The 18,535-nt window shown below is 66.7% G+C and carries 15 protein-coding genes; all 15 read right to left on the bottom strand.

The features are described 5' to 3' along the window. Nucleotides 1-1,332: HK97 family phage prohead protease (locus GT358_RS15925; protein ID WP_166583626.1), on the bottom strand; the 1,332-nt coding region annotated here is incomplete at its 3' end. Next, the gene (locus tag GT358_RS15920; RefSeq protein WP_166583625.1) at nt 1,325-2,737 is read right to left on the bottom strand and encodes a phage portal protein; all 1,413 of its coding nucleotides are present in this window, start codon (nt 2,735-2,737) and stop codon (nt 1,325-1,327) included. The genes GT358_RS15925 and GT358_RS15920, both read right to left, overlap by 8 nt. Before the next feature lie 82 nt (nt 2,738-2,819). Then, complete coding sequence (locus GT358_RS15915; RefSeq protein ID WP_166583624.1) at nt 2,820-5,450, bottom strand: DEAD/DEAH box helicase; 2,631 nt, start codon at nt 5,448-5,450, stop codon at nt 2,820-2,822. A gap of 11 nt (nt 5,451-5,461) precedes the next feature. Continuing rightward, nucleotides 5,462-7,045 carry a site-specific DNA-methyltransferase gene (locus tag GT358_RS15910; protein WP_166583623.1) on the bottom strand — a complete coding sequence of 528 codons (1,584 nt, stop codon included), beginning with the start codon at nt 7,043-7,045 and terminating at the stop codon, nt 5,462-5,464. 3 nt (nt 7,046-7,048) lie between these two features. After that, nucleotides 7,049-7,270: a type II toxin-antitoxin system Phd/YefM family antitoxin gene (locus tag GT358_RS15905; protein ID WP_166583622.1), complete on the bottom strand. Its 222-nt coding sequence runs from the start codon at nt 7,268-7,270 to the stop codon at nt 7,049-7,051. Between the two features lie 60 nt (nt 7,271-7,330). Beyond that, nucleotides 7,331-9,136: a phage terminase large subunit family protein gene (locus GT358_RS15900; RefSeq protein WP_166583621.1), complete on the bottom strand. Its 1,806-nt coding sequence runs from the start codon at nt 9,134-9,136 to the stop codon at nt 7,331-7,333. Beyond that, nucleotides 9,126-9,638 (bottom strand): hypothetical protein, encoded by a 513-nt coding sequence (locus GT358_RS15895; protein WP_166583620.1) that lies wholly within the window; start codon nt 9,636-9,638, stop codon nt 9,126-9,128. Before GT358_RS15895 ends, GT358_RS15900 begins: the two co-directional genes overlap by 11 nt. 338 nt (nt 9,639-9,976) lie before the next feature. Further along, nucleotides 9,977-12,430 (bottom strand): toprim domain-containing protein, encoded by a 2,454-nt coding sequence (locus tag GT358_RS15890; protein ID WP_166583619.1) that lies wholly within the window; start codon nt 12,428-12,430, stop codon nt 9,977-9,979. Then, complete coding sequence (locus GT358_RS15885; protein ID WP_166583618.1) at nt 12,427-12,894, bottom strand: hypothetical protein; 468 nt, start codon at nt 12,892-12,894, stop codon at nt 12,427-12,429. The genes GT358_RS15890 and GT358_RS15885 overlap by 4 nt, the downstream gene beginning before the upstream one ends. Then, entirely contained in the window at nt 12,887-13,111 is a 225-nt protein-coding gene (locus tag GT358_RS15880) for a hypothetical protein (RefSeq protein WP_166583617.1), read from the bottom strand. Before GT358_RS15880 ends, GT358_RS15885 begins: the two co-directional genes overlap by 8 nt. Next, entirely contained in the window at nt 13,108-13,389 is a 282-nt protein-coding gene (locus GT358_RS15875; protein WP_208103578.1) for a transcriptional regulator, read from the bottom strand. Before GT358_RS15875 ends, GT358_RS15880 begins: the two co-directional genes overlap by 4 nt. A gap of 122 nt (nt 13,390-13,511) precedes the next feature. Further along, nucleotides 13,512-14,369 (bottom strand): hypothetical protein, encoded by an 858-nt coding sequence (locus GT358_RS15870; RefSeq protein WP_166583616.1) that lies wholly within the window; start codon nt 14,367-14,369, stop codon nt 13,512-13,514. Beyond that, nucleotides 14,356-15,657, bottom strand: a complete 1,302-nt coding sequence (locus GT358_RS15865; RefSeq protein ID WP_166583615.1) for a site-specific integrase — start codon at nt 15,655-15,657, stop codon at nt 14,356-14,358. The genes GT358_RS15870 and GT358_RS15865 overlap by 14 nt, the downstream gene beginning before the upstream one ends. 321 nt (nt 15,658-15,978) lie before the next feature. Continuing rightward, entirely contained in the window at nt 15,979-17,271 is a 1,293-nt protein-coding gene (locus GT358_RS15860) for an McrC family protein (RefSeq protein WP_166583614.1), read from the bottom strand. Then, the coding region (locus GT358_RS15855; RefSeq protein ID WP_166583613.1) for an McrB family protein at nt 17,268-18,535 on the bottom strand (1,268 nt) is incomplete at its 5' end. The genes GT358_RS15860 and GT358_RS15855, both read right to left, overlap by 4 nt.

Below are 18,535 nucleotides of genomic sequence, written 5' to 3'. Positions count from 1 at the left end.
CGACAGCGTCGGCCCGTTGCCGCTGCCCGCCTCGAGGAGGGTGACGAGGATCCGCGCCTCGGTCTCGGCCGCGGCCTGGCCCATGCGGCGGGCGAGGTCCGAGAACGCGCCGAGGTCGTCGTTCACCAGCACCTGCCGGGTGATGCCGATCTTCCGCGCCCAGGTCTCGACCTTGTAGGCCTCCCGCGCCTCGGCCATGGTGCCAGCCTTGATCTCGCCGTGCTCGTTGAGCTTCTCCAGCAGCGGCGCCTCGCCCAGCATGATCTTGTTCACCGCGCGGAAGTCCCGCGCCGTGGTCTGGCGGCCGAGGCGGCGGATGCCCGAGGGCGCGGCCTGGTAGGCGTCGCGCAGCACCCGGCCCACCGTGTCCCCGAGGATGATGGGGAAGTCGGATGTCGTGTGCAGCGCGCGGGTTACGAGGCTCGCGGGCGACAGCGCCATGGTGGACTCGCCGCGGAGCGTCAGCAGTTCCTTCGCCATGTCCACGGGCGTGGCGTAGGCGTAGCGCCGGGCGGGCTCGCTCAGCTCGTGGCGCGGGTTGATCCGGGCGTAGAGCGCCTCACCCATTTGCCGGGCACGGAGCGCCGGGTCGTCGTGGCCCTCGCCCATCTCGACGCGGACCTGTTCGGTGCGGATCGGCGGTGCAGACCGCTTCGCCAGCGCCTCGAAGGCCGCGCGGCGGGCAGTGTCGGCATCGGCGTTCGCGTCGATCTGCCCGTCGATCCAGGACTGATCCAGCCCGGCGATACGGGCGATGGCGCGGATCTCGGTGTTAATCGCGGCGCGGGTCTGCGCCTCGGGCGGGCCGGGGGTGACGGTCGTGTCGGTCATCTGTGTCTCCATGCGAATGTGGGCGCCGGGGTCGGCGGGCGTCGGCACCAGGGAAATCTCGTGAGGTGTCCAGCGCACGGCTGTCAGCACGCGCGCGCCGTTCTCGGTCGTCTCGGCCCAGTCCTCGACCGAGTAGCCGACCGAGACATGCCGCAGGATGCCGGCCAGCACGTCCTGCCAGACCGGCTCCACTTCGGGCCGGGCAGAGAACTGGATGAGCGCCGTGCCGCGCTTGCCGTCCACTGCTGCACTGCGGACGGAGCCGAGCACGTCGCGCACGGCAGTCTGGCGGTGCGCGTCGAGGACGCTGGCGCCTTCCAGGCGCGACAGGTCCACCGCCTGCGGATCGAGGCTCAGACGCTCGATGTATTGCCCGGCCATGTCACGGCGGCGCACGGGTGCGCCCGTAGACCAGACTACCTCGACCGTACGAGCCTCAGGATCGGCCGTGGCGGGCGCCAGTGTGGCGCGGCGGGTGAGCAGTTCGAGGGCGTCAGTCATCGGCAGACTCCTTCTGCTGCGGCGCCGCCGTCTGGCCGAAACTCAGCCCTAGCCCCTCCGCGCGCTCGCGGTCCGCGGCGATCTCGGCATCGACCTGTTCGGCGTCGTAGCCACGCTCGGAAATTGCTTGGGACCGGCTCTTGAGCCCCGCGCCGATCGCCATGATCTCGGCCTGCACGTCCTTCATCGGATCGACGTAGTCGAACTTCGGCGGTAGCCACTCGCAGCCGAGATAGGCGTCCGGGTTCCGGTCGAAGTCCCGCGCCGGAAGATCGCCCGTCAGCACCGCAAGCCGGACGAACCGCTCCCACACCGGGCGGCAGAACAGGTGCACCACCACGGTGTGCTGCAACTGCTCGACCCGGCGGCGGAACTCGATAAGCCCCGCGCGGATCGAGGAATAGGTCACACCCTCCAGATCTCCCGAGACCAGCTCGTAGGGCAGGCCAAGCCCCGCAGCGACGGCGCGCAGGTGGTTCTTCACGAAGGGCGCATAGGCATCGTGCTCGGTCGGATTGGAGAAGCGGATGTCGGTGCCGGGTGGCAGGGGGATCAGGCTGCCGGGCTCCATGCCCACGGTAAGCGCGCCGCCGGTATTGGTGCCCGAGAGCCCGCCTGCCGTGCCGTCCGGATCGGTGATGAAGCCGGTGAACAGCGCCGCGACCTTGGCCTTCACGAGGGCCGCATCCTCGAACTGGTCGAGCTCGTGCAGCCGCAGCAGCACCGGCGCGAGCCAGGTTATGCCGCGCAGCTGGCCCGCGGCGAGCGGCTTGAACAGGTGCAGGCAATCGGCGGCGGGGACGCGGAGCGGGTCCATGCGGAGAGACCCCAGCGGATCGCCCGGGCGGGAGGACAAGACCCGGTAGGCGACCCTTCGACCGGCAGCATCGAACTCGATGCCCGCGCGGATCCGCGCACCGCCGCCGATCTCGCGGTGCAGGTCCATGGGAACCTGCTCGCGATCCAGAAGCTCGAGGTGGAGAGGAAGGCTGGCGGCGTCGCTGGCCACCCGCAGCCGGGCGAAGCTCTCGCCGCTCTCGACCATCGCGCGCACGGCCATGGCCTGCAGCCCGTAGAAATCCGCCAGCCCGTCCGGGGCGGCGTGATCGGTCCAGCGCAGCCAGAGCGCCTGCAGCCGCTCGCGCACCGCGCGGTCGGGATGGGTGGATTGCGGCTTGATCCCGGCGCCAACGACATTGCCGACCAGGCTGTCCACCGCCGCCGCGACCCACGGGTTGTTGCGGGCATACCAGCCGGCGCGGCGTGCGGCCATAGTGGCGCCCGCCAAGATCGCGGCGTTCAGGCCATCGACCGTCTTGGCGCTCTCCCAGCGCCGGCCGCCGCCCGCCGCGTCGAAGGCGCGCGTCCTGCCGATCCCGAGAAGCCGTTGGACGAAGTTCCGCATGCCGCCGATTTTCGCGCGGCGGCAAGCATCAAGCTATTGGGAACGTTTGAGAATATTCGCCAGTCAGCCAGACGAATCGGGATCAGGCGCCAATCTTCTCCACCATCTGCGCCCGCATGTCCTTCCCGTCGACCGTCTTCTCGACGACGATGAAGAGCCCTTTTCCGCCGCTCTTTTTCTCCCACAGTTGGCCGATGGTCCGTTTTTCGGCGGTGTCGGGACCCTCGGCGATGTGGGCGCCTTTGTACTCGACGACAAGCAGGCGGCCGTCCTCCAACTGCGCCACGAAATCCGGGTAGAACTTGTCCGTCGCGGTCGGCAGCCAGAACGAGTTGGGATGGCGGGCGACGTTGCGGATCCAGAACTTCAGACCCGGCAGGCTGTCGATGGCCTGCGCGCACTGGAACTCCTCGCCATTCTCGGCGCCGTCGAAGGCCGGCACGTGGTCGGGACCAAGGAAGTGCTTTCGCGGCTTCCAGCGACCACGATACCGGCGTTGGTCCCAATACATCCCGTCCTTGAAGCTGAACGCCTCATCGAAGGACACGTCCACCTTGGCTTCGGGCGCGAACAGATATCGCTGGTAGACGCCGTCGCGCTCCTGCTGGCGGATGGCGGCGAGTTTCTCGCGGACTTTTCGGGCGAGGATGAACTTGCAGCGCATCAGCGCCGCAATGTGCATCCCGCGTGCGGTGATCAGGTGGCCGACGAGGTCGCGCAACCAGCGCAACAGCTCGGTCTGGTGAATGTCCGGCTGGCGCACCTGCCGGTCGAGCCACAGCACCAGCGCCTCCGGGGTCCAACCCTCGACGTCGACGTCGAGCGCCAGCTGCTCCGCCTCGTCGGCGAACTGATAGGTGATGCGATTGCCGTCGAGATCGATTTCGAAGCTGCGGGCCGTCTCGCGGATCGCGAACTCGGCCTCGCCCAGCTTCGAGGAATGATCGAGCAGCGACCAGTCGTGGAACTCCATGAACACGTCGGTGTCGGCGAACTCCAGCTCGCCCTGGATCTCCGACATTAGGCGCGGGACCTCGAAGGTCTCGCCCTGCTCGGCGGGCGACAACTGGTCCTTCACAACGACGCGGTATTTCGAGACGGCCTCGGCGAAGCCCTTCCGTTCCGTCTCGGGCAACGTGTCGGCGATCACCTTCTCCAGCTCGCCGTCGACGCGGCCGGTGACAGCGATCTCGATCTTGCCACCGCCGGTGTCGCGGACGCTGACGCCTTCGCGCTTCCTCAACTCCGCAACCACCTCGGGCGTCGCCATCACCGTGTGCTTGAAGGTAGGCTTCGGCTTGTCGCGCGGTCCGAACAGGCCGGTGTCGGCATCGAGCGAGGTCTGCGCCGGTTCGATGTTGTCGCGGGCCTCGTCCTCCTCAAATCCCATGGCGACCAGCTTGTCGGCCAACGACCGCGCCGCTTCGCCGAAGGATGGTTCAGACAAAAAGGCATAGGCACGGTTCAGCGCGTCCGCCTTGCGGCGTTTGGCGTAGGGCATCCGTAGCACGCGCCCCAGCAGCTGCTCCACATCCACCGCGCTCTGGATCCGCGAGACGGAGCAGAAGGCGTAAGCGAAGGAGCAGTCCCAGCCCTCCTTCAGCGCCTCGACGGTGATCACGTATTCGATGGGGCACTTCGGATCGAACAGATTGATGCCGTCGAGCTCGCGCTGATCGCCGGTCGCCACGGCGATCTTGTCCTCGGGGATCTGCTCGACCTCCATCAGGTGTTTCTTCAGCGCCTCGACCGTCACCTCCTGGTTCTTGGGCTGCGCCTGGAACAGGACAATTGGCCGGATGTAGTCGGGGTCCTTGTCGGCTTCCTCGGCCAGAATGGCGCGCGCCGCGATGGCGCCGTTCACCGCATTCTGCCAAGTGTCGTGCTCGGACAGCATGATGGGCAGCTTGATCATCTCTTCGAGCTTCAGCTCCTGCGCCGTCACGCTGTGCAGGATGTTGGAGTTGAGGCGCGGCGTTGCCGTGAACTCGATGATGGCGGACGGGTTCACCCGCGCCTGCATCTCCCGCGTCAGGCCCGTAACGGCGTTGTGCGCCTCGTCCACGATCATCAGCGGCCGATGGATGTGTATCAGGTTCGCGAAGGAGAATTTCACGCCGCCGCCGTCCAGCGTCTCCAGCCCCGGCAGGGACTTGGGCAGTGCGGTGAAATGCGGCTCCATGTTCTCGTTGTGGGCATAGACCTTGCGACCTTCCGTGTTCGAGACCCGCAGCGTCTGGATCGTGCCTACGACGATGCAGCAATGGTCGCGGATATCATGCGGGCGGATGTGCGTGAAATCGGCGATGTCGAACACGCGCACCCGTCCGTCGAAGGCCTCGTCGAGCGCCTGTCGATAGGGATGGCGGGCGTTCTTCAGCGCCTCCGCCGTCTGCAGGCGAATGGTGTTCGACGGCACCAGCCACAGGACCATCGGATAGTCCTTCTCCACCCAGGCATCGCGTGCAATGCCGATGGAGTATGCGCCGAGGATCGTCTTGCCGCCGCCGGTGGGCAGACGCAGGCACACGTAAGGAACGTTCGGCAGCTCGGCGAGCGGCGTGTATGTGCCGCCATAGCGGCCGAGCCGCTTCGCCTGCTCCGGCTCCTTGGAGATCGCCTCATACGCGCCCTTCGGGCCCGCCACGCGCGCCTCCTCGAAAAAGCGGCGGAGAACGGAGAGAGTATCGGTCTGGTATTGCTTCAGTTTCATCGGACGCCCCCTCACTTCCGCGCTTTGACGTCGTAGGGCGTCTGCTTGAAGGTGATGCGCTCGCGGTCCAGCGTCGCGGGCGTCAGCCGGGATTGTTCGCCATAGACGGTCAGCGGGCCGTCGAAGCCCGGCGCCAGCCGGGCGATATCGGCGCGGATCAGGGCCAGCGTCGCGCGGGTCAGCACGTTGCCGCCGTCCGGCCGCTTGTCGCCCAGGATGCCGTTGTAGAGCAGCGCATGGGCGCGCCCATCGTGGATGCCCAGCAGCGGGCTTTCGGCCTTGCCATCCCCCGGACCGTCCCACGGGCGGTCGGTTTCCGAGAACCAGACATGCGCCGCCAGCACCGGAAAGCGGATGTCCTGCCGGATGTGGCCGTCCTCGTCGAACACGGGCGGGCCGAGGCGATAGAAGCGGAATCCGCCGCCGCCCTGCCAGCCGACGGATTGAGAGATGCCGCCCTGTTCGCCGTCGATCACCTTCTGCAGGCGCGGCGCGCAGTGGGACACCGCGTGCTCGCCCATCTCGATGCCGATGTAACGGCGACCCATCTTGTGTGCGACGGCGGCCGTGGTGCCGGAGCCGAGGAAGGAATCGAGCACGAGGTCACCCGGGTCCGTCGCAATTTGAAGGATGCGCTCCAATAGCTGCTCCGGTTTGATAGTCTCAATTGGTTCAATGCCCGGAAGCAACTCGCGCGCATGGGCTTTCGCTTGACGACTTGTCTTTACGTCCAGAAGAATCGTTTGGTGTGGTCTTTTGGGCAAATCAGGTGCGAATTCGCGCGCATAAGGCACCCATACAAGCTCACCATTCTTTTCACGCTGCTTCCAGATTAGCCTTCCCTCGCGCTTGAGCTTTTTGACGCCGCTACAACTAAATGCCCACCGTGCCTCCCGTCCGTCGTCATGTATTGGATAGACGCGAGTTCTATCAGGTGCAGGAAGGGGGAAATACATTGTTGGACGATCTTTTCTGAGCGAGTTCTTTCCGTTTTTCTTCACGAGCCGATCACGATGAAAACGGGGCTCCTCCAATGTGGTCCTGTATGATCTCAGGATAGATTCATCGGGTTTCTTCTTGAATGTGACGGATTTCTTGTTCGCCTTGTAGCAAAGCACGAACTCATGATCGGGCGTGATTGGCGGCTTATTGTCGTTTGGGCTGTCAACCTTCTGCCAGACAAAGGTGCATTCGAAATTCGAGCGCCCGAATACCTCATCCATGATGACCTTGAGGTAATGCCCCTCGTTGTCGTCGATGGACACCCAGATCGAGCCGTCCTCGGCCAGCAGGTCGCGCAGCAGTTCCAGCCGGGGCCACATCATGGCCAGCCACTGCGTATGCTCGAGGTTGTCGTCGTAATGCTCGAAGGCCGAGCGCGTGTTGTAGGGCGGGTCGATGTAGATGCATTTCACCCGGCCCGCATAGAACGGCAGCAGCGCCTTCAGCGCCTCGAGGTTGTCGCCCTGGATCAGCATGTTGCCCGCACCGCCGTCGCCCGCCGACAGCTCCGGGACTTCCTCCAGCAGGCGATAGGGCACGCGTTGCGCCGTGCGGATGTCCTCGTCCCGTGTCAGCCAGTTCAGTATCGGCATGCGCTAGCGTTCGTCCCCGTTGTTGTCCTGCGCCGTCGCATCGCTGCGCGGGCGCGCCTTGCCCGAGGGTTCCACCGCCTGCCCGGTCAGCCGCCGGTATTCCTCGACCGCAAGGACGACGACCACCGGGCGCCCGTGCTTCTCGACCACCACGGGTTCGGCCCGCGCCTCGTCGATCAGCTGGCCGAAGCGGTGCTTGGCCTCGCGGGCAGACACGGCCTTCATGGGCCCCTCCCTGATTTGTGGTCAGAATGGTCACAACGGGCCGGGATGGTCAATCCGCGATCACCGCATCCACGCCGACCGGATCACCTCGGGCCTCTCGCGCCCGGGCGCCGCCCGCCCCGGCATCTGCTCCACCTCCTCGTTCAGGCGCATCCCCATGCTGATCAGGCCGTGCAGGGCGGCGTGGGCGTAGACGAAGGTGTCCAGCGCCTCGTTGCGTTCGCCGTCGCGCTTGGGTTGCCAGGAGCGGATTGGGCGGCCTTTCTCGAAGCGGGTGACGACGCGTTCGGCGGTCAACTGGCGGAAGTAGTCGGCGTCGAGGCGGCGGGGGAAGTGGATGGCGCCGGGGCCGGGTTCGGTCAGTTTCAGGCGGGCGTAAACCGCGTCCTTAACGGCATCGACGCCAACGATGAACAACGGGATCTTGCCCTTGTTGGTGCGGGTGGGGCGGCGCGGCCAGACCGGGATGCCGGGGCCGCCGCGGCCCTTGATCGCCCAGATGCGGCGGGCGAGGCGGGTGCGGCAGAACTCGTAGGCCATCTTGGTGTGGTGACCGCCGGTGTCGATGGCCGCGGCGCGCACTGGCAGGTCGAGCCCGGCGGGATGCGGGAAGGTCGCCTGCAGCACCATGTCGAGATCGGACCAGAGGCGCGGCCCGGACGGGTCGCCCCAGAGCACGCGGTAGTCGATCACCCATGCCTCCTCGTCGCGGCCCCAACCGAGGATCTGCACCTCGATCCGGTCGCCCTGTACGTCGACGCCCGCGGTCAGCACGGCGACGGCGGCGGGAACCGCCTCGCCCCAGTCCTCGCGCCGGGCCATGAGCGGATCGGCCGGAACGGTGTCGCCCGCCTGGTCCTCCCAGGACTCGCCCAGCCTGGTGTTGACCCAGACCTGCAGACGCGCGGGATCCTTGCGCACGCGGCCGTGTTCGGCGGCGATCTCGGCCCATGTCTCCCACGGGGAATAGAGCGCGGAGAGGTGGAAGCCCGCGGTGCGGCCGTCGCCTCGGGCCGTCGCGCGCCATTCGCCCGCCGCCAGCAGGCGCGGTTTTTCGTGCTCATGGTGAATGCCTCCGCAGGCCTCGCAGATCAGATGCGCATGGTCGCGCCGCCCCTCCGGCCAGCGGATGCGCGCCCAGGTGATCGGGGCCATGTCGCCGCAATGCAGGCAGGGGACGTGGTAGAACCGCCGGTCGCTGTGCTCGAAGGCGGCCTCGATGCGGGAGTGGCCCTTCAGCGTGGGCGTGGACACCATGTAGATCTTGCGCCGCCCGCGGAAGGTGGCGGTGCGCTGGATCGCCAGATCGACCGGATCGCCCTCGCCGTCGGCATCGCCGGGATAGCCGTCCACCTCGTCGAGGAACAGGTAGCGGACGGGCGTGGAGCGCAGCCCCACCGCGCTGTTCGCGCCGGTCATCACCAGCTGGCCGCCGGGGAAGGATTTGCGGAACAGGCTGTTCCCGGCGTCGCGTGACCTCGGGGCCGAGACCAGATCGCGCAGGGCAGGGGTGGCCTCGATCAGCGGATCGATGCGGACGGTGGTGTTCCGGCGCACCATGTCGAGCGAGGGCATGACCAGCATGGCGATGCCGGGCGCGTTCTGGATGATGTAGCCGAGCCAGTTCAGTCCGGCCTCGGACCCGCCCGTCTGCGCACCCTTCATCAGCACCACGCGTTCATAGGGGCTGGAGGTGGATAGCGCATCCATCACTGCGCGCAGGTAAGGCGTGCGGTCGGTGCGCCAGCGGCCCGGTTCCGCAGAGGTCGGCGGCAGGATGCGATTGCGGTCGGCCCAATCTGACACGGGGATGGGCGGTTCCGGGCGGATGCCGCGCCGCCAGGCGAGATCGATGTCAGGCACCATCGCCAAAACTCCCCAAGGGCAGGTCGGCCAGGTGTTCGAGATGTTCGCGCATCATCCGGTCCAGGGCCGCGAAGGTGGCACGCGGATCGGCGCCGACCTCAGCCGCTAGCAGCGGGGCTGTGCGCTGGACCCACGCCATGTGGGCGTCGCGTTCTGCACGCGCGCGTGCGAATACGGTGCGCGTGGCGGCGGCGGTTTCGACCAGCAGGCCCTGTTCCTTTTCGAAGGCCAGCTTGGCACGCTGGACCTTCACGATCTCATGCAGCCGCTTGGCCTCGGCCAGCGTGGTCGAGACGCGGCCAGGGGTGGCGGTGGCACCACCCTTGTTGCGTCGGGCTGGATCGAGGTTGTCCTCGATCCAGGCGAGGCCCACCGCCACGTCGATCCGCCCGTCCGCGCGCACCGGCAGCCCCTCCGCCACCAGCTGCGAGATGCGGCCCTTGGTCAGGCCGACGCGGGCGGCGAAGGCGGTCTTGGTCTCGGCGCTGTCGAGTTTAGTCATCTCCGCCCCCTGACGCTGGCGGGCTTATGCGCTGCGCGTCCCCACATACGGATCGGCCCGGGAGGAACCGCCGCTTTCCCGATCCTTCCGGCTTGACCCTGCCTCGGGCGGGCGCGCTCGGCGCCTCGGGTGACGCACCGGTGACGCAAGGATGACGGGATTTCAGGCTCAAGCCTTTGAAAGTGTTGAGATGACGCACTTCCCCCGGCAACCTTTTCATATGGGGGAAAGTGATGAGGATTGGGGAGAGAGTTTCCCCCCTTATCGAAATGTCTGAGCCGAAGTGCGTCATCTCAACACTCTCAATGGGTTAGGAGCCAAAAAGCCGGTTTGGTGCGTCACCACTGCGTCACCGCGAGGCCGATGAAGAACCGCCCTTCCTTGGTCCGCTTGTGCTGGATCCCCGCGACGCGCGCCTGCACGCGCTGGACGAAGCCGTTGATGGCGGGCAGCTTCTCGGGCTTGTAGCCCTCGGCCAGCGCCCAGTTCTGGAAGCGCAGGTGTGCATCGCGCGTGGCCAGCATCGGCCCGCCGTTCACGATGGGCACGACCGATACGCAGGCATCGATCCAGGCGGCGATGGGATCCTCGCTCAGCACCCATTCGAGGAGGGCCTCGTGGCAGCCCTGCGGGATGGCGAAATTGCGCTGGCGGATCAGCCGCGCCGCGCCCTCGACTGCCCATGCCAGCAGCAGGTCCGGTTCCTCGGCGGCGATGCGCTTGCCGATGTCCTCGATGCGCTCCTCCAGTGGGATCGAGCGGGTGAAGGGGATCAGCAGCAGGCGGCGCTGCACGCCCCGGTCCACGCCGCCCTTGAAGCTGGGCAGCTGGTTCGCGGCGAAGAGGTTCTGCGCCACCGAGCGGAACTCGACCCGGCTCTTGTAGACGTCGCGCCCCTCGATGGGATCGCCGGTGACCACGGCCTTGAAGGTGTCGGACGCGATGGCCTCGGGCGAGAGTTCGTCGGAGGCGTTCAGCAGCTTGCCCACCAGCCCGATCACATGCCGCTCGTCGCCCATCTTCGAGGCGGGGACCGAGCAGATGGCGCTGGCGGGCAGGAGGCCGCGCGCCAGTTCGAGCACCTGGCTCTTGCCGTTCTCGGCGGTCTTGCCGTGCAGCACCACCGCGCGCGGCTGCATCAGACGGGTGGCGTAGCCCAGCGCAGCCGCGCCGCAGACCTCTGCGAGCAGGGCGCATTTGGCCTCGGCCTCGGGGTCGCCCTTGAAGCTGCCGGTCAGGAGCCTGGCGAGCAGCGAGCCTGCGGGCGGGGTTCCGGCGGCGCCGGGTGGCCAGCGGCCGGGCAGGGTGTGGCGGCAGCGGTGCTCGCGGTGGTGGGGTTCGAGGCGCGGCGTCCCCTCCGCGTCGAAGCGGACGAAGCCCGAGGCGCAGTTGATGCCAGCGGGCGGGGCGTCGAAGTATCCGGGCATGGCGCAGAGGGCGGCGCATTCGTTGAGGATCGAGTCGACACGGGTCTTCGTCAGCTTGACGTTCGAGGGCTCGCCCGCGGGCGTGAGGAACCCCGCGCCGTCATAGGTGTGGACGGGCAGGCGCATTTCGTGGTCGGGGATCGCCTCCCAATGGGTGCCGCCATAGCGCCAGAATTCGCCATCGGCATGGACGATGCGGCCGTGGCGCTCGGTCAGATCCTCGCGGACCCGCTTCGCGATCTCCACGTCCGAACCGATGTAGAGTCGCTTGCGCCCGGTGTCGGCCTCCTCGGCGCGGAAAGGTTCTGCGCCCGCGATGAGGTTGCGCACGGCCGCCTCGCCCTCGCGGACCAGCACATCGTTGAAGTCCTGCTCCTCGGGCGGGGTGGCGATCAGCACGGTCATGCCGCGATGCGCGAGCATGCTTGCGGCGCGGGTGATCTGGCCCTCGGCCTTGCTGCCGGGCAGATCGCCGTCGCGGGCGACGATCACCGTGGCGTTCGCGGGCACCGGCGCGCGGCCAATGTTGGAGATGCCGAGGCAGGCCCAAGTCTCCTGTCCCGTCGCCTGCCAGACCGAGAGCGCGGTCTCGACTCCCTCGCAGAGCACCAGCGGTTCCCGCCCCGGCAGTCGCACCGCGGCGCGTTCGGCCCAGCCCTCGACCGCCTTGTTGGTGCGTTTGACCACCTTCACCGGGGCCTTCCGCCCCTCGGCGGTCAGATAGACCTGCTGCAGCGCCAGCACCTCGCCCGCCTCGTCGGTGGCGAACGCGACCATGGCGCCGAACTGGCGATAGGCGTACTGACGATAGCGGATGCAGTCGGGCGGCGTGGCGGTGATCCCGCGATGGCGCAGATAGGCGAGGACGGGCGTCGAGACGAGGCTCTCGCTGCGGCGCACGATCTCGGCCACCTTCTCGGCGCGTTCCTCGGGCGTCGGTTCCTTGGGCTGGACCGAGCCCGAGGCGGAACGCGCGGGCGCCGCGGGCGGCTTCGCCGACCAGGAGGGACCGGCTTCGGGTTCGCCCAGCCAGGCCCGCGCCCAGTCCCATGCGGCTTTCTCGTCCAGCCCCAGACGATGGGCGATCAGTTCGAGCGCAGCACCGCCCCCGCCATGTTCGTGGTCGAACCAGCGGCCCTTTTTCGCGCCGTCGATCTCCACGGCGAGGCTGCCCTTGGTGCCGAAACGCAGCTGCTGCGCGCCGGAAAGCTGCCGGTTCGGCTCGCCAAGCAGGTCGCGGGCCAGGTCCGCGATGCGGTCTTGCAGCATGTCGGCCAGCTGTGAGACGGACATGCGCGTGGCGGCACGGGCGCGGGAGCCGGGCGGCGTGCCGTTGAAGTCGAGAGGGTCGCCCTGCACCGTCATTGCCGCGGCCCCTTCACGGTGCAGAGCAGGATCGGCATCTCGGGGCAGACCGCCTGCACGCGGTTGGTCCAGGCGATCTCCTGCTCGGGTCGGGTCTCGATGATCAGCCCGTTGCGCTGCGCCATGGCCATCAGGGCGATGCTGGAATAGGCCTCGGGCGGCGGGGCGCAGGAGATGATGGCGACGCCGTCGGCCATGCCGATCAGACGGTCGAGCGCCTTGCTGTCATACTGATCGGGGCCGAGCGCGCAGTCGGTGTCGTCGCCCACCATGACGATGAAGGGCCGTTCCAGAAGGGCGAGACCGCGCTCGAGCCCGGTCGCGCGCTGGGGGATCACCAGGAAGCCGACACCGTGATCGCGGATCGCGTGGACGATAGGCAGCAGATGCGCGGCCTCCGCAGCGACCTTGGCTTCCAGCTGTTCGAGGATCGAGCCGGTGAACTGGATGGGAGTGTCAGGCATTGGCGAAGCCCTCCTGCAGGGCGATCCAGTCCATCAGCGTGGAGCGGCGCGTGGCGATGCGGCTGCCCAGCCGGAAATGCGGCAGCGGGCGCTTCGAGCGCGTGCAGAGGTAGTAGACGCGGCGCTGGAACCGGAACTCGTCGGAGTCGAAGAGGAAGCGGGCGATCTCGGCGGCGCCGACCATCATGTCGGGCGCGAGCGTGGCGGGCGCGGTCATCGGCCCCTCCCGGCGCGCGGGGCGCTCGGCTTGCGGGAGGCCTCCTGTTCGCGGGCGAGCAGCCAGTCGCGCACCGCCTCGATGCGGTAGTAGACGCGCCGGCCGATCACGACGAAGGGCGGGGACTGGCGCAGCTGGCGGTCGCGCTGACAGGTGCGCAAGGACACCCCACGGCGGGCGGCGTAGTCCTCCTCCGAGATGAAGCCGTCGAGGAAATCGGGCGGCGGGGCGACGGTGGCGGCCCTCTCGGCGCCTCCGGATGCAAGGGGTTGGGTCATCGGCGTCTCCTTCGTGCCAGGCGACGCAACGCGCCGCCGATGCCCGAGAGATGCCGACGTTCCCGATGGTCCGTTATTGGTGAGGGGAGACCGTTATCTAGTGAGCCGGATCGGCTCAGTAGTCAGACGCTGGGCAGCGGGGCGCGGTAGTCCAGCGCGGCCTCCAGCAGGGCGCCGGACAGCGGCTGCGGCTTGAATGGCGATCCCGGCCATGGCCGATACTGCGGCAGGATCCATGTATCGTCGGGATCCAGCAGCGTCTGTGCCTTCGCGCGCAGGGGCTGATGGGCAAGGCCGAATTCGAGATACGCTTCCGCCTCGGACAGGAACATCATGAAGTTCTCGTTCAGCTCGCCCTCCATCGCGGCGCCGACTTCCTCGGGCGTCTCGTTGTGCGTGAAGGCGATCATGAACCAGTCGAACAGCACGGCGCAGAAATGCGCGACGGGCTTGTAGGTCTTCCACGCCTTGCGCAGGTCGTGGCTGTTGCGCGGGACGTTGGGCAGCTTGACCCGTTCGAGAATGAACACGGCCTTGTTGACGCTCGCCCCGCCCGGTAGGTCGGCGTGATGCATGGCCATGCGCCGCACCAGCGCGAGGATGAGACCGGCCGCCAACCAGCTGCCGACGCGCTTCTCCATGTCCCTCTCGAAGAACCGGAAGCCGGGCGCCATGCTGACGGTGGCATGTCCGCCAGCCTCATCGAACCATGCCTCGAACTCCTCGTGCGACGCCATCCACGCCTCGTGCTGCTCGATGGCGAGGATCGTGTCCTCCCACCCGTCTGCCGCCGCAGGGTCCGGAAGGGCGTCGCGCTTGGCCTTGAGGTCGGCCAGATGGATCGACATGAGCGTGGCGACATACTCCCGGCGGGATTGCTCGTCGGCAAGGTCGGGCCATGCCATGACGGTGCGGACCGCGATCTGGGCGCGATAGAGGCCGCCGGGTGCCAGCAGGTGTCCATAGTCAAGAACGGGCATCGTCAGCCTCCGCGTTTTCCTTGTTTATGATTTGTTCCGCGGGGGTCTGCAACACGAAGGCGCCCACCGTCTCGGCGGCCTTGCGCAGCGGATCGTCGAACAGATGGGCGTATCGCTGGGTGGTCTGGACCTGAGTATGGCCGAGCATCTGGCCGATCAAGGGCAGCGACGCGCCCGCCGACACGAGGATGCTGGCGAAGGAATGGCGGATGTCGTGGATCCGGACATTCGGCTGGAACTCGGTCTTCGGGTTGCCCTTGCGGTCGAGGACCGGCTTGCCCTTCGCGTCCAGCACCGGCACCTCCGCGCCGAGCCCCGCCCTGCGGCAGACCGAGACCCATGTGCGCTTGATCTCGGTGAGCGGTTTCCCGGTCGAGCCGGGGAAGACGTAGGGGCTGGGCGGCATGCCCTCGGCCTTCGCATTGGCGGCGGCCTTCATCTCGACCAGCAGCTGCACCGCCGGGCCCGAGAGCGGGACGCGGTGCAGCTTGCGCTGCTTGGTGTGCGCAGAGGGCTTGGTCCAGACGCCGTTCTCGAGGTCGAACATCTCCCATGTCGCGCCCAGCACCTCGCCGCGCCGGGCGCCGGTCAGCATCAGCAGCTTGATCGCGTTCGCGGACATGGGCTCGGAATGGTCGTTCAGCGCCTGCCCCAGCGCGGCGATCTCGGTCCGGTTCAGATAGCGGTTCCGCTTCTCCTCCTGATTGCGGCGCACGCCCGAGGCGGGATTGTCGTCGCGCCATTTCCAGCGGATCGCGAGGTTGAACGCCTTGCGCAACACCTCGATGGTGCGGTTGGCGCGGACGGGCGTGCCGCGGATCTCGGTGATGTCGCGGTGGAGCGCATCGACATCGTCATGGCTGATCTGGGCGACCTTCATCTTGCCGAAGCGGGGCAGGATGATCTTCTCCCACATCATGCGCTCGTCGGCCTGACTGCGCTCGGCCTTCTTGGGCAGGTGCTCGCGGGCATAGCGTTCCCACATTTCCTGCACGGTCGGCGCCTCGCGCTGCGCCTGCCGCTCGCCCATCGGGTCGTGGCCGAGATCCACCTCGCGCTTCATGTCCTTTGCGGTCTGCCGCGCGGCGGCCACCGTCCAGTCCGGCCAGGCGCCGATGGTGATCCGGCGCTGCCGCCCCTCGGCGCGGTAGTCCAGGATGAAGGACTTTGCCCCGCCCGGCGTCACCCGCAGGGCGAAGCCCTTCACCTCCGCGTCCCAGAGCATGGACTGCCCGCGCACCGGCGGCAGGGCCTTGCGGGCGGCGGCTTCGGTCAGTTTCTCGGTCATTCCAGCCTCCCCGTGTCAACACTGTGTCAACACATCATATGGCTGTTCTTGTCGTTCGCTGGCGGCGAGTCACAGGCGGTCGCGCCGGATAGCCACAATAAAACAGCCGTCTAGGAGACTAGGCCGGAAAACGCGTCAACAATCAAGGCTCTATATGTTGTGTGGTATCTGGCTCATAACCTGAAGGCCGCAGGTTCAAATCCTGCCCCCGCAACCAAAAATATTCCGCGTTATCAAACGCTTGAACGCCGCTCTCCGGGGCGGCGTTTGCCTTTGAGCCCACCGTGGAAGCACTGTGGAAGCAAGAGGGGCCGAAGTCCTTCATACCGCTTCGTAAATCGGTGCCTGCGATGACCATTGCTTCCAGTGCGGCTCGATCGGGATCATCGCATCGATACCGGCCGGGATCCCGCTGCCAAAGGGGAGCTCTCGAACATCGATTGCGACAACATCCAGTACCGGCCGCTCTTCGGTCATGAGCACGAACTCGGTGATCCTCCCTGGCGGGCAGTCCCTTGAGGCCGGGTAAACGAGCGCGAGTCGCTTGCAGCGGTAGCGACTGGCGTAGGCGTTCATCTGATATGTGTCGTCGCTCGAGACGCTCGAGTTCGGTTCGGCGAGATCGAGGCGCTTCCATTTTGCATCGAAGATGGCGACGCACTCGTCTCCGCTCTGAACGGTGATGTCGGGGCGCAGCTGGAAGCCCGCCGTCGCGAGGTTCTTCACAGGGCTCTGAAGTCCGACAGTAAGGCGAGCACCGGCCTGCACCAGGCAGGCATGCCGGATGCGCAGTCCGAGTACCGTCTCGAAGAGCTTCTCCATGTTGAACAGCAGAGCGGAACCAGCTGAGTCGCCGACGCGAACATCCGGATAGAGTGCTGTCAGCAGCCAGCGGGCCCGCTCAAACACCGGCTCCCAGTGTCGGATGGTCCGATCAAACCGCAGGGCGCCGACGTCGCGAGCCCTGACCCTGCGATCGGTCACCTCGTCAAAGCGATGGAGGAACGCCGCGACCATCGCCCGGGTCCTCGGGCTCAGGGCGAGCCCTAGAAGGATCCGAAGGACCGCCTTGAGCGCTTGATTGTAGGGGTTGTCGATGCTGCGCTCATCGAAGCGACAGAGTAGATGAGAACGGTCGAAGGCGTTCATGCGCAGGTGCTCGGTCAGCTCTAGCCGTCCGCGGATAGCATTGAGGTTCTCCGTCCTCTCCGAGTACCGGGCAATGGCCCCGCCTCGGAGCGCGGATTTCACCTGGCTGCAGAAATCCTCGATGAAGACGTCCAGGAGGTGGCTGTGCTGTTGCCCGAGGCCGGCCTCGCCTACGCGCTTCGATCCGAGCTCTCCAGCACGAGCAAGCATGGCCACTAGAAGGCCCCGCATGTTTTCGCTGCTATCGCTGCCATGGTCGATCTTTGGAAGTATCTCGATTGCCAGCTGCTCGGTTTGCAGGACTCCGCAGAACGGCCCGAACTTCAATGACCGATGGCCCCACGTGAGGACCCCGGGTGGCAGACGTCCGGCGAGTTTCGCGATCCCTTCTGCCTCGATCTCGCTGATCCCGCCGGCCGGGCCGATGCTTACGCCCTCCCTCTCTCGGAAGGTCAGGCACCTCATTCCGGTGGCTCGTAAATCTTCCGGATTGCGTCCGGGGTGATGTCGTCTTCCCGAATGATCTCGAACGCCTCACCGTCCCCGATTTCGGTCGGGTCCGCCTTGGGAAAAAGCACAGCGGCATTCTGTGTCCGCGCCCGGACCAATTGCAGCTCCTCCTCTACGGCCTGGTCGGCGAGGACGTATCGGATCTGACGCCAGTCGTCGTAGAACGCCTCTTGCAGGAACGGCAGTATCTCCCGCGCAAATACACGGCGCAGCTCGTCGAAGGACTTCACGTGGTAGAAGTAGCTGTGGCCAAGGGTCTGGTCGCGATGCAGCAGGCGGGACAGGCGGGCATTCATGGCCTGCAGGAGCTGACGCAGGTCGATCGCGTTGCCCTCGCTGTCATCGATCGATTCAAGCAGTTCCGGCTTCGGTGTGAGTTCCTCGAACCGGAATCGGCGCCGTAATGCGCTGTCGAGCAGAGCGATTGAGCGGTCCGCGGTGTTCATGGTGCCGATCACGTCGACATTCGCGGGCACACCAAAACGCTCACCAGAGTAGGGGAGTGTCACTTCCAGGCCCTTGCAGCTCGCCAAGCGGTTTCCCGAGGCATCTATGCGGATACGCTTGTCCACTTCGACCAGCGTAATCAGCTCGCCGAAGATCTTGGCGACGTTTCCGCGATTGATTTCGTCGATGAAGAGGGCGAACCGCTTGTCCGGCGCGCGCCGGGCCCTATCGCAGAGCCGCTTCAATACCCCTGGCCGCACCTCGTAGGTGACAGCCCCGTTCTCCGTGACCGGGCGAATGCCCTCGACGAAGTCCTCATACGCGTAGCTCTGATGAAACGTCACGAACTCGAAGCGATCACCGGCCTCGTCCAAGTATTGCGGCAGGTAATCGTTCTTGAGGCGGTGGGTCTTCCCGGTCCCGGGCGGGCCGTAGAGAATGAGGTTCAGGGGCGGCGCGAGTTTCTTTGGAGATGCATCCCCAGAACCGGCGTCGTCCCCCGGCGGAGTGGCGCCCGATGCGATAGGTGACAGCGCCTTCCATAGGCGCTCCAGGGTCCGGGCAGCTTTTGCCTTGATCTCGATCCCGGAAGACTGCGGGTTCCATTCCTGGCCGGGCTCGCGGTTTTGCAGCTGTTCCAGAGGGACGATTTCGTCCGACGTTGCATCGCGGACGGAGTCGAATGCCACGTCAACGAAGCGCGTCGTCTCTCCGGCGTCGGCCCTGGCCTGTTCCCAGTGCTCAGCTTCGTAGTTCGCTCTGAACAACCCGA

This window comes from Rubellimicrobium sp. CFH 75288, from assembly GCF_009904055.1.
Lineage (GTDB): Bacteria > Pseudomonadota > Alphaproteobacteria > Rhodobacterales > Rhodobacteraceae > Rubellimicrobium.
Note: the sequence above shows the minus strand (reverse complement) of the source record. Positions and strands in the feature narration are given on the sequence as shown.

What these genes read in the sequence shown, in the direction of transcription:
- GT358_RS15920 (WP_166583625.1), bottom strand. Translation starts at nt 2,737, where the DNA reads ATGCGGAACTTCGTCCAACGGCTTCTCGGGATCGGCAGGACGCGCGCC.
- GT358_RS15915 (WP_166583624.1), bottom strand. Translation starts at nt 5,450, where the DNA reads ATGAAACTGAAGCAATACCAGACCGATACTCTCTCCGTTCTCCGCCGC.
- GT358_RS15910 (WP_166583623.1), bottom strand. Translation starts at nt 7,045, where the DNA reads ATGCCGATACTGAACTGGCTGACACGGGACGAGGACATCCGCACGGCG.
- GT358_RS15905 (WP_166583622.1), bottom strand. Translation starts at nt 7,270, where the DNA reads ATGAAGGCCGTGTCTGCCCGCGAGGCCAAGCACCGCTTCGGCCAGCTG.
- GT358_RS15900 (WP_166583621.1), bottom strand. Translation starts at nt 9,136, where the DNA reads ATGGTGCCTGACATCGATCTCGCCTGGCGGCGCGGCATCCGCCCGGAA.
- GT358_RS15895 (WP_166583620.1), bottom strand. Translation starts at nt 9,638, where the DNA reads ATGACTAAACTCGACAGCGCCGAGACCAAGACCGCCTTCGCCGCCCGC.
- GT358_RS15890 (WP_166583619.1), bottom strand. Translation starts at nt 12,430, where the DNA reads ATGACGGTGCAGGGCGACCCTCTCGACTTCAACGGCACGCCGCCCGGC.
- GT358_RS15885 (WP_166583618.1), bottom strand. Translation starts at nt 12,894, where the DNA reads ATGCCTGACACTCCCATCCAGTTCACCGGCTCGATCCTCGAACAGCTG.
- GT358_RS15880 (WP_166583617.1), bottom strand. Translation starts at nt 13,111, where the DNA reads ATGACCGCGCCCGCCACGCTCGCGCCCGACATGATGGTCGGCGCCGCC.
- GT358_RS15875 (WP_208103578.1), bottom strand. Translation starts at nt 13,389, where the DNA reads ATGACCCAACCCCTTGCATCCGGAGGCGCCGAGAGGGCCGCCACCGTC.
- GT358_RS15870 (WP_166583616.1), bottom strand. Translation starts at nt 14,369, where the DNA reads ATGCCCGTTCTTGACTATGGACACCTGCTGGCACCCGGCGGCCTCTAT.
- GT358_RS15865 (WP_166583615.1), bottom strand. Translation starts at nt 15,657, where the DNA reads ATGACCGAGAAACTGACCGAAGCCGCCGCCCGCAAGGCCCTGCCGCCG.
- GT358_RS15860 (WP_166583614.1), bottom strand. Translation starts at nt 17,271, where the DNA reads ATGAGGTGCCTGACCTTCCGAGAGAGGGAGGGCGTAAGCATCGGCCCG.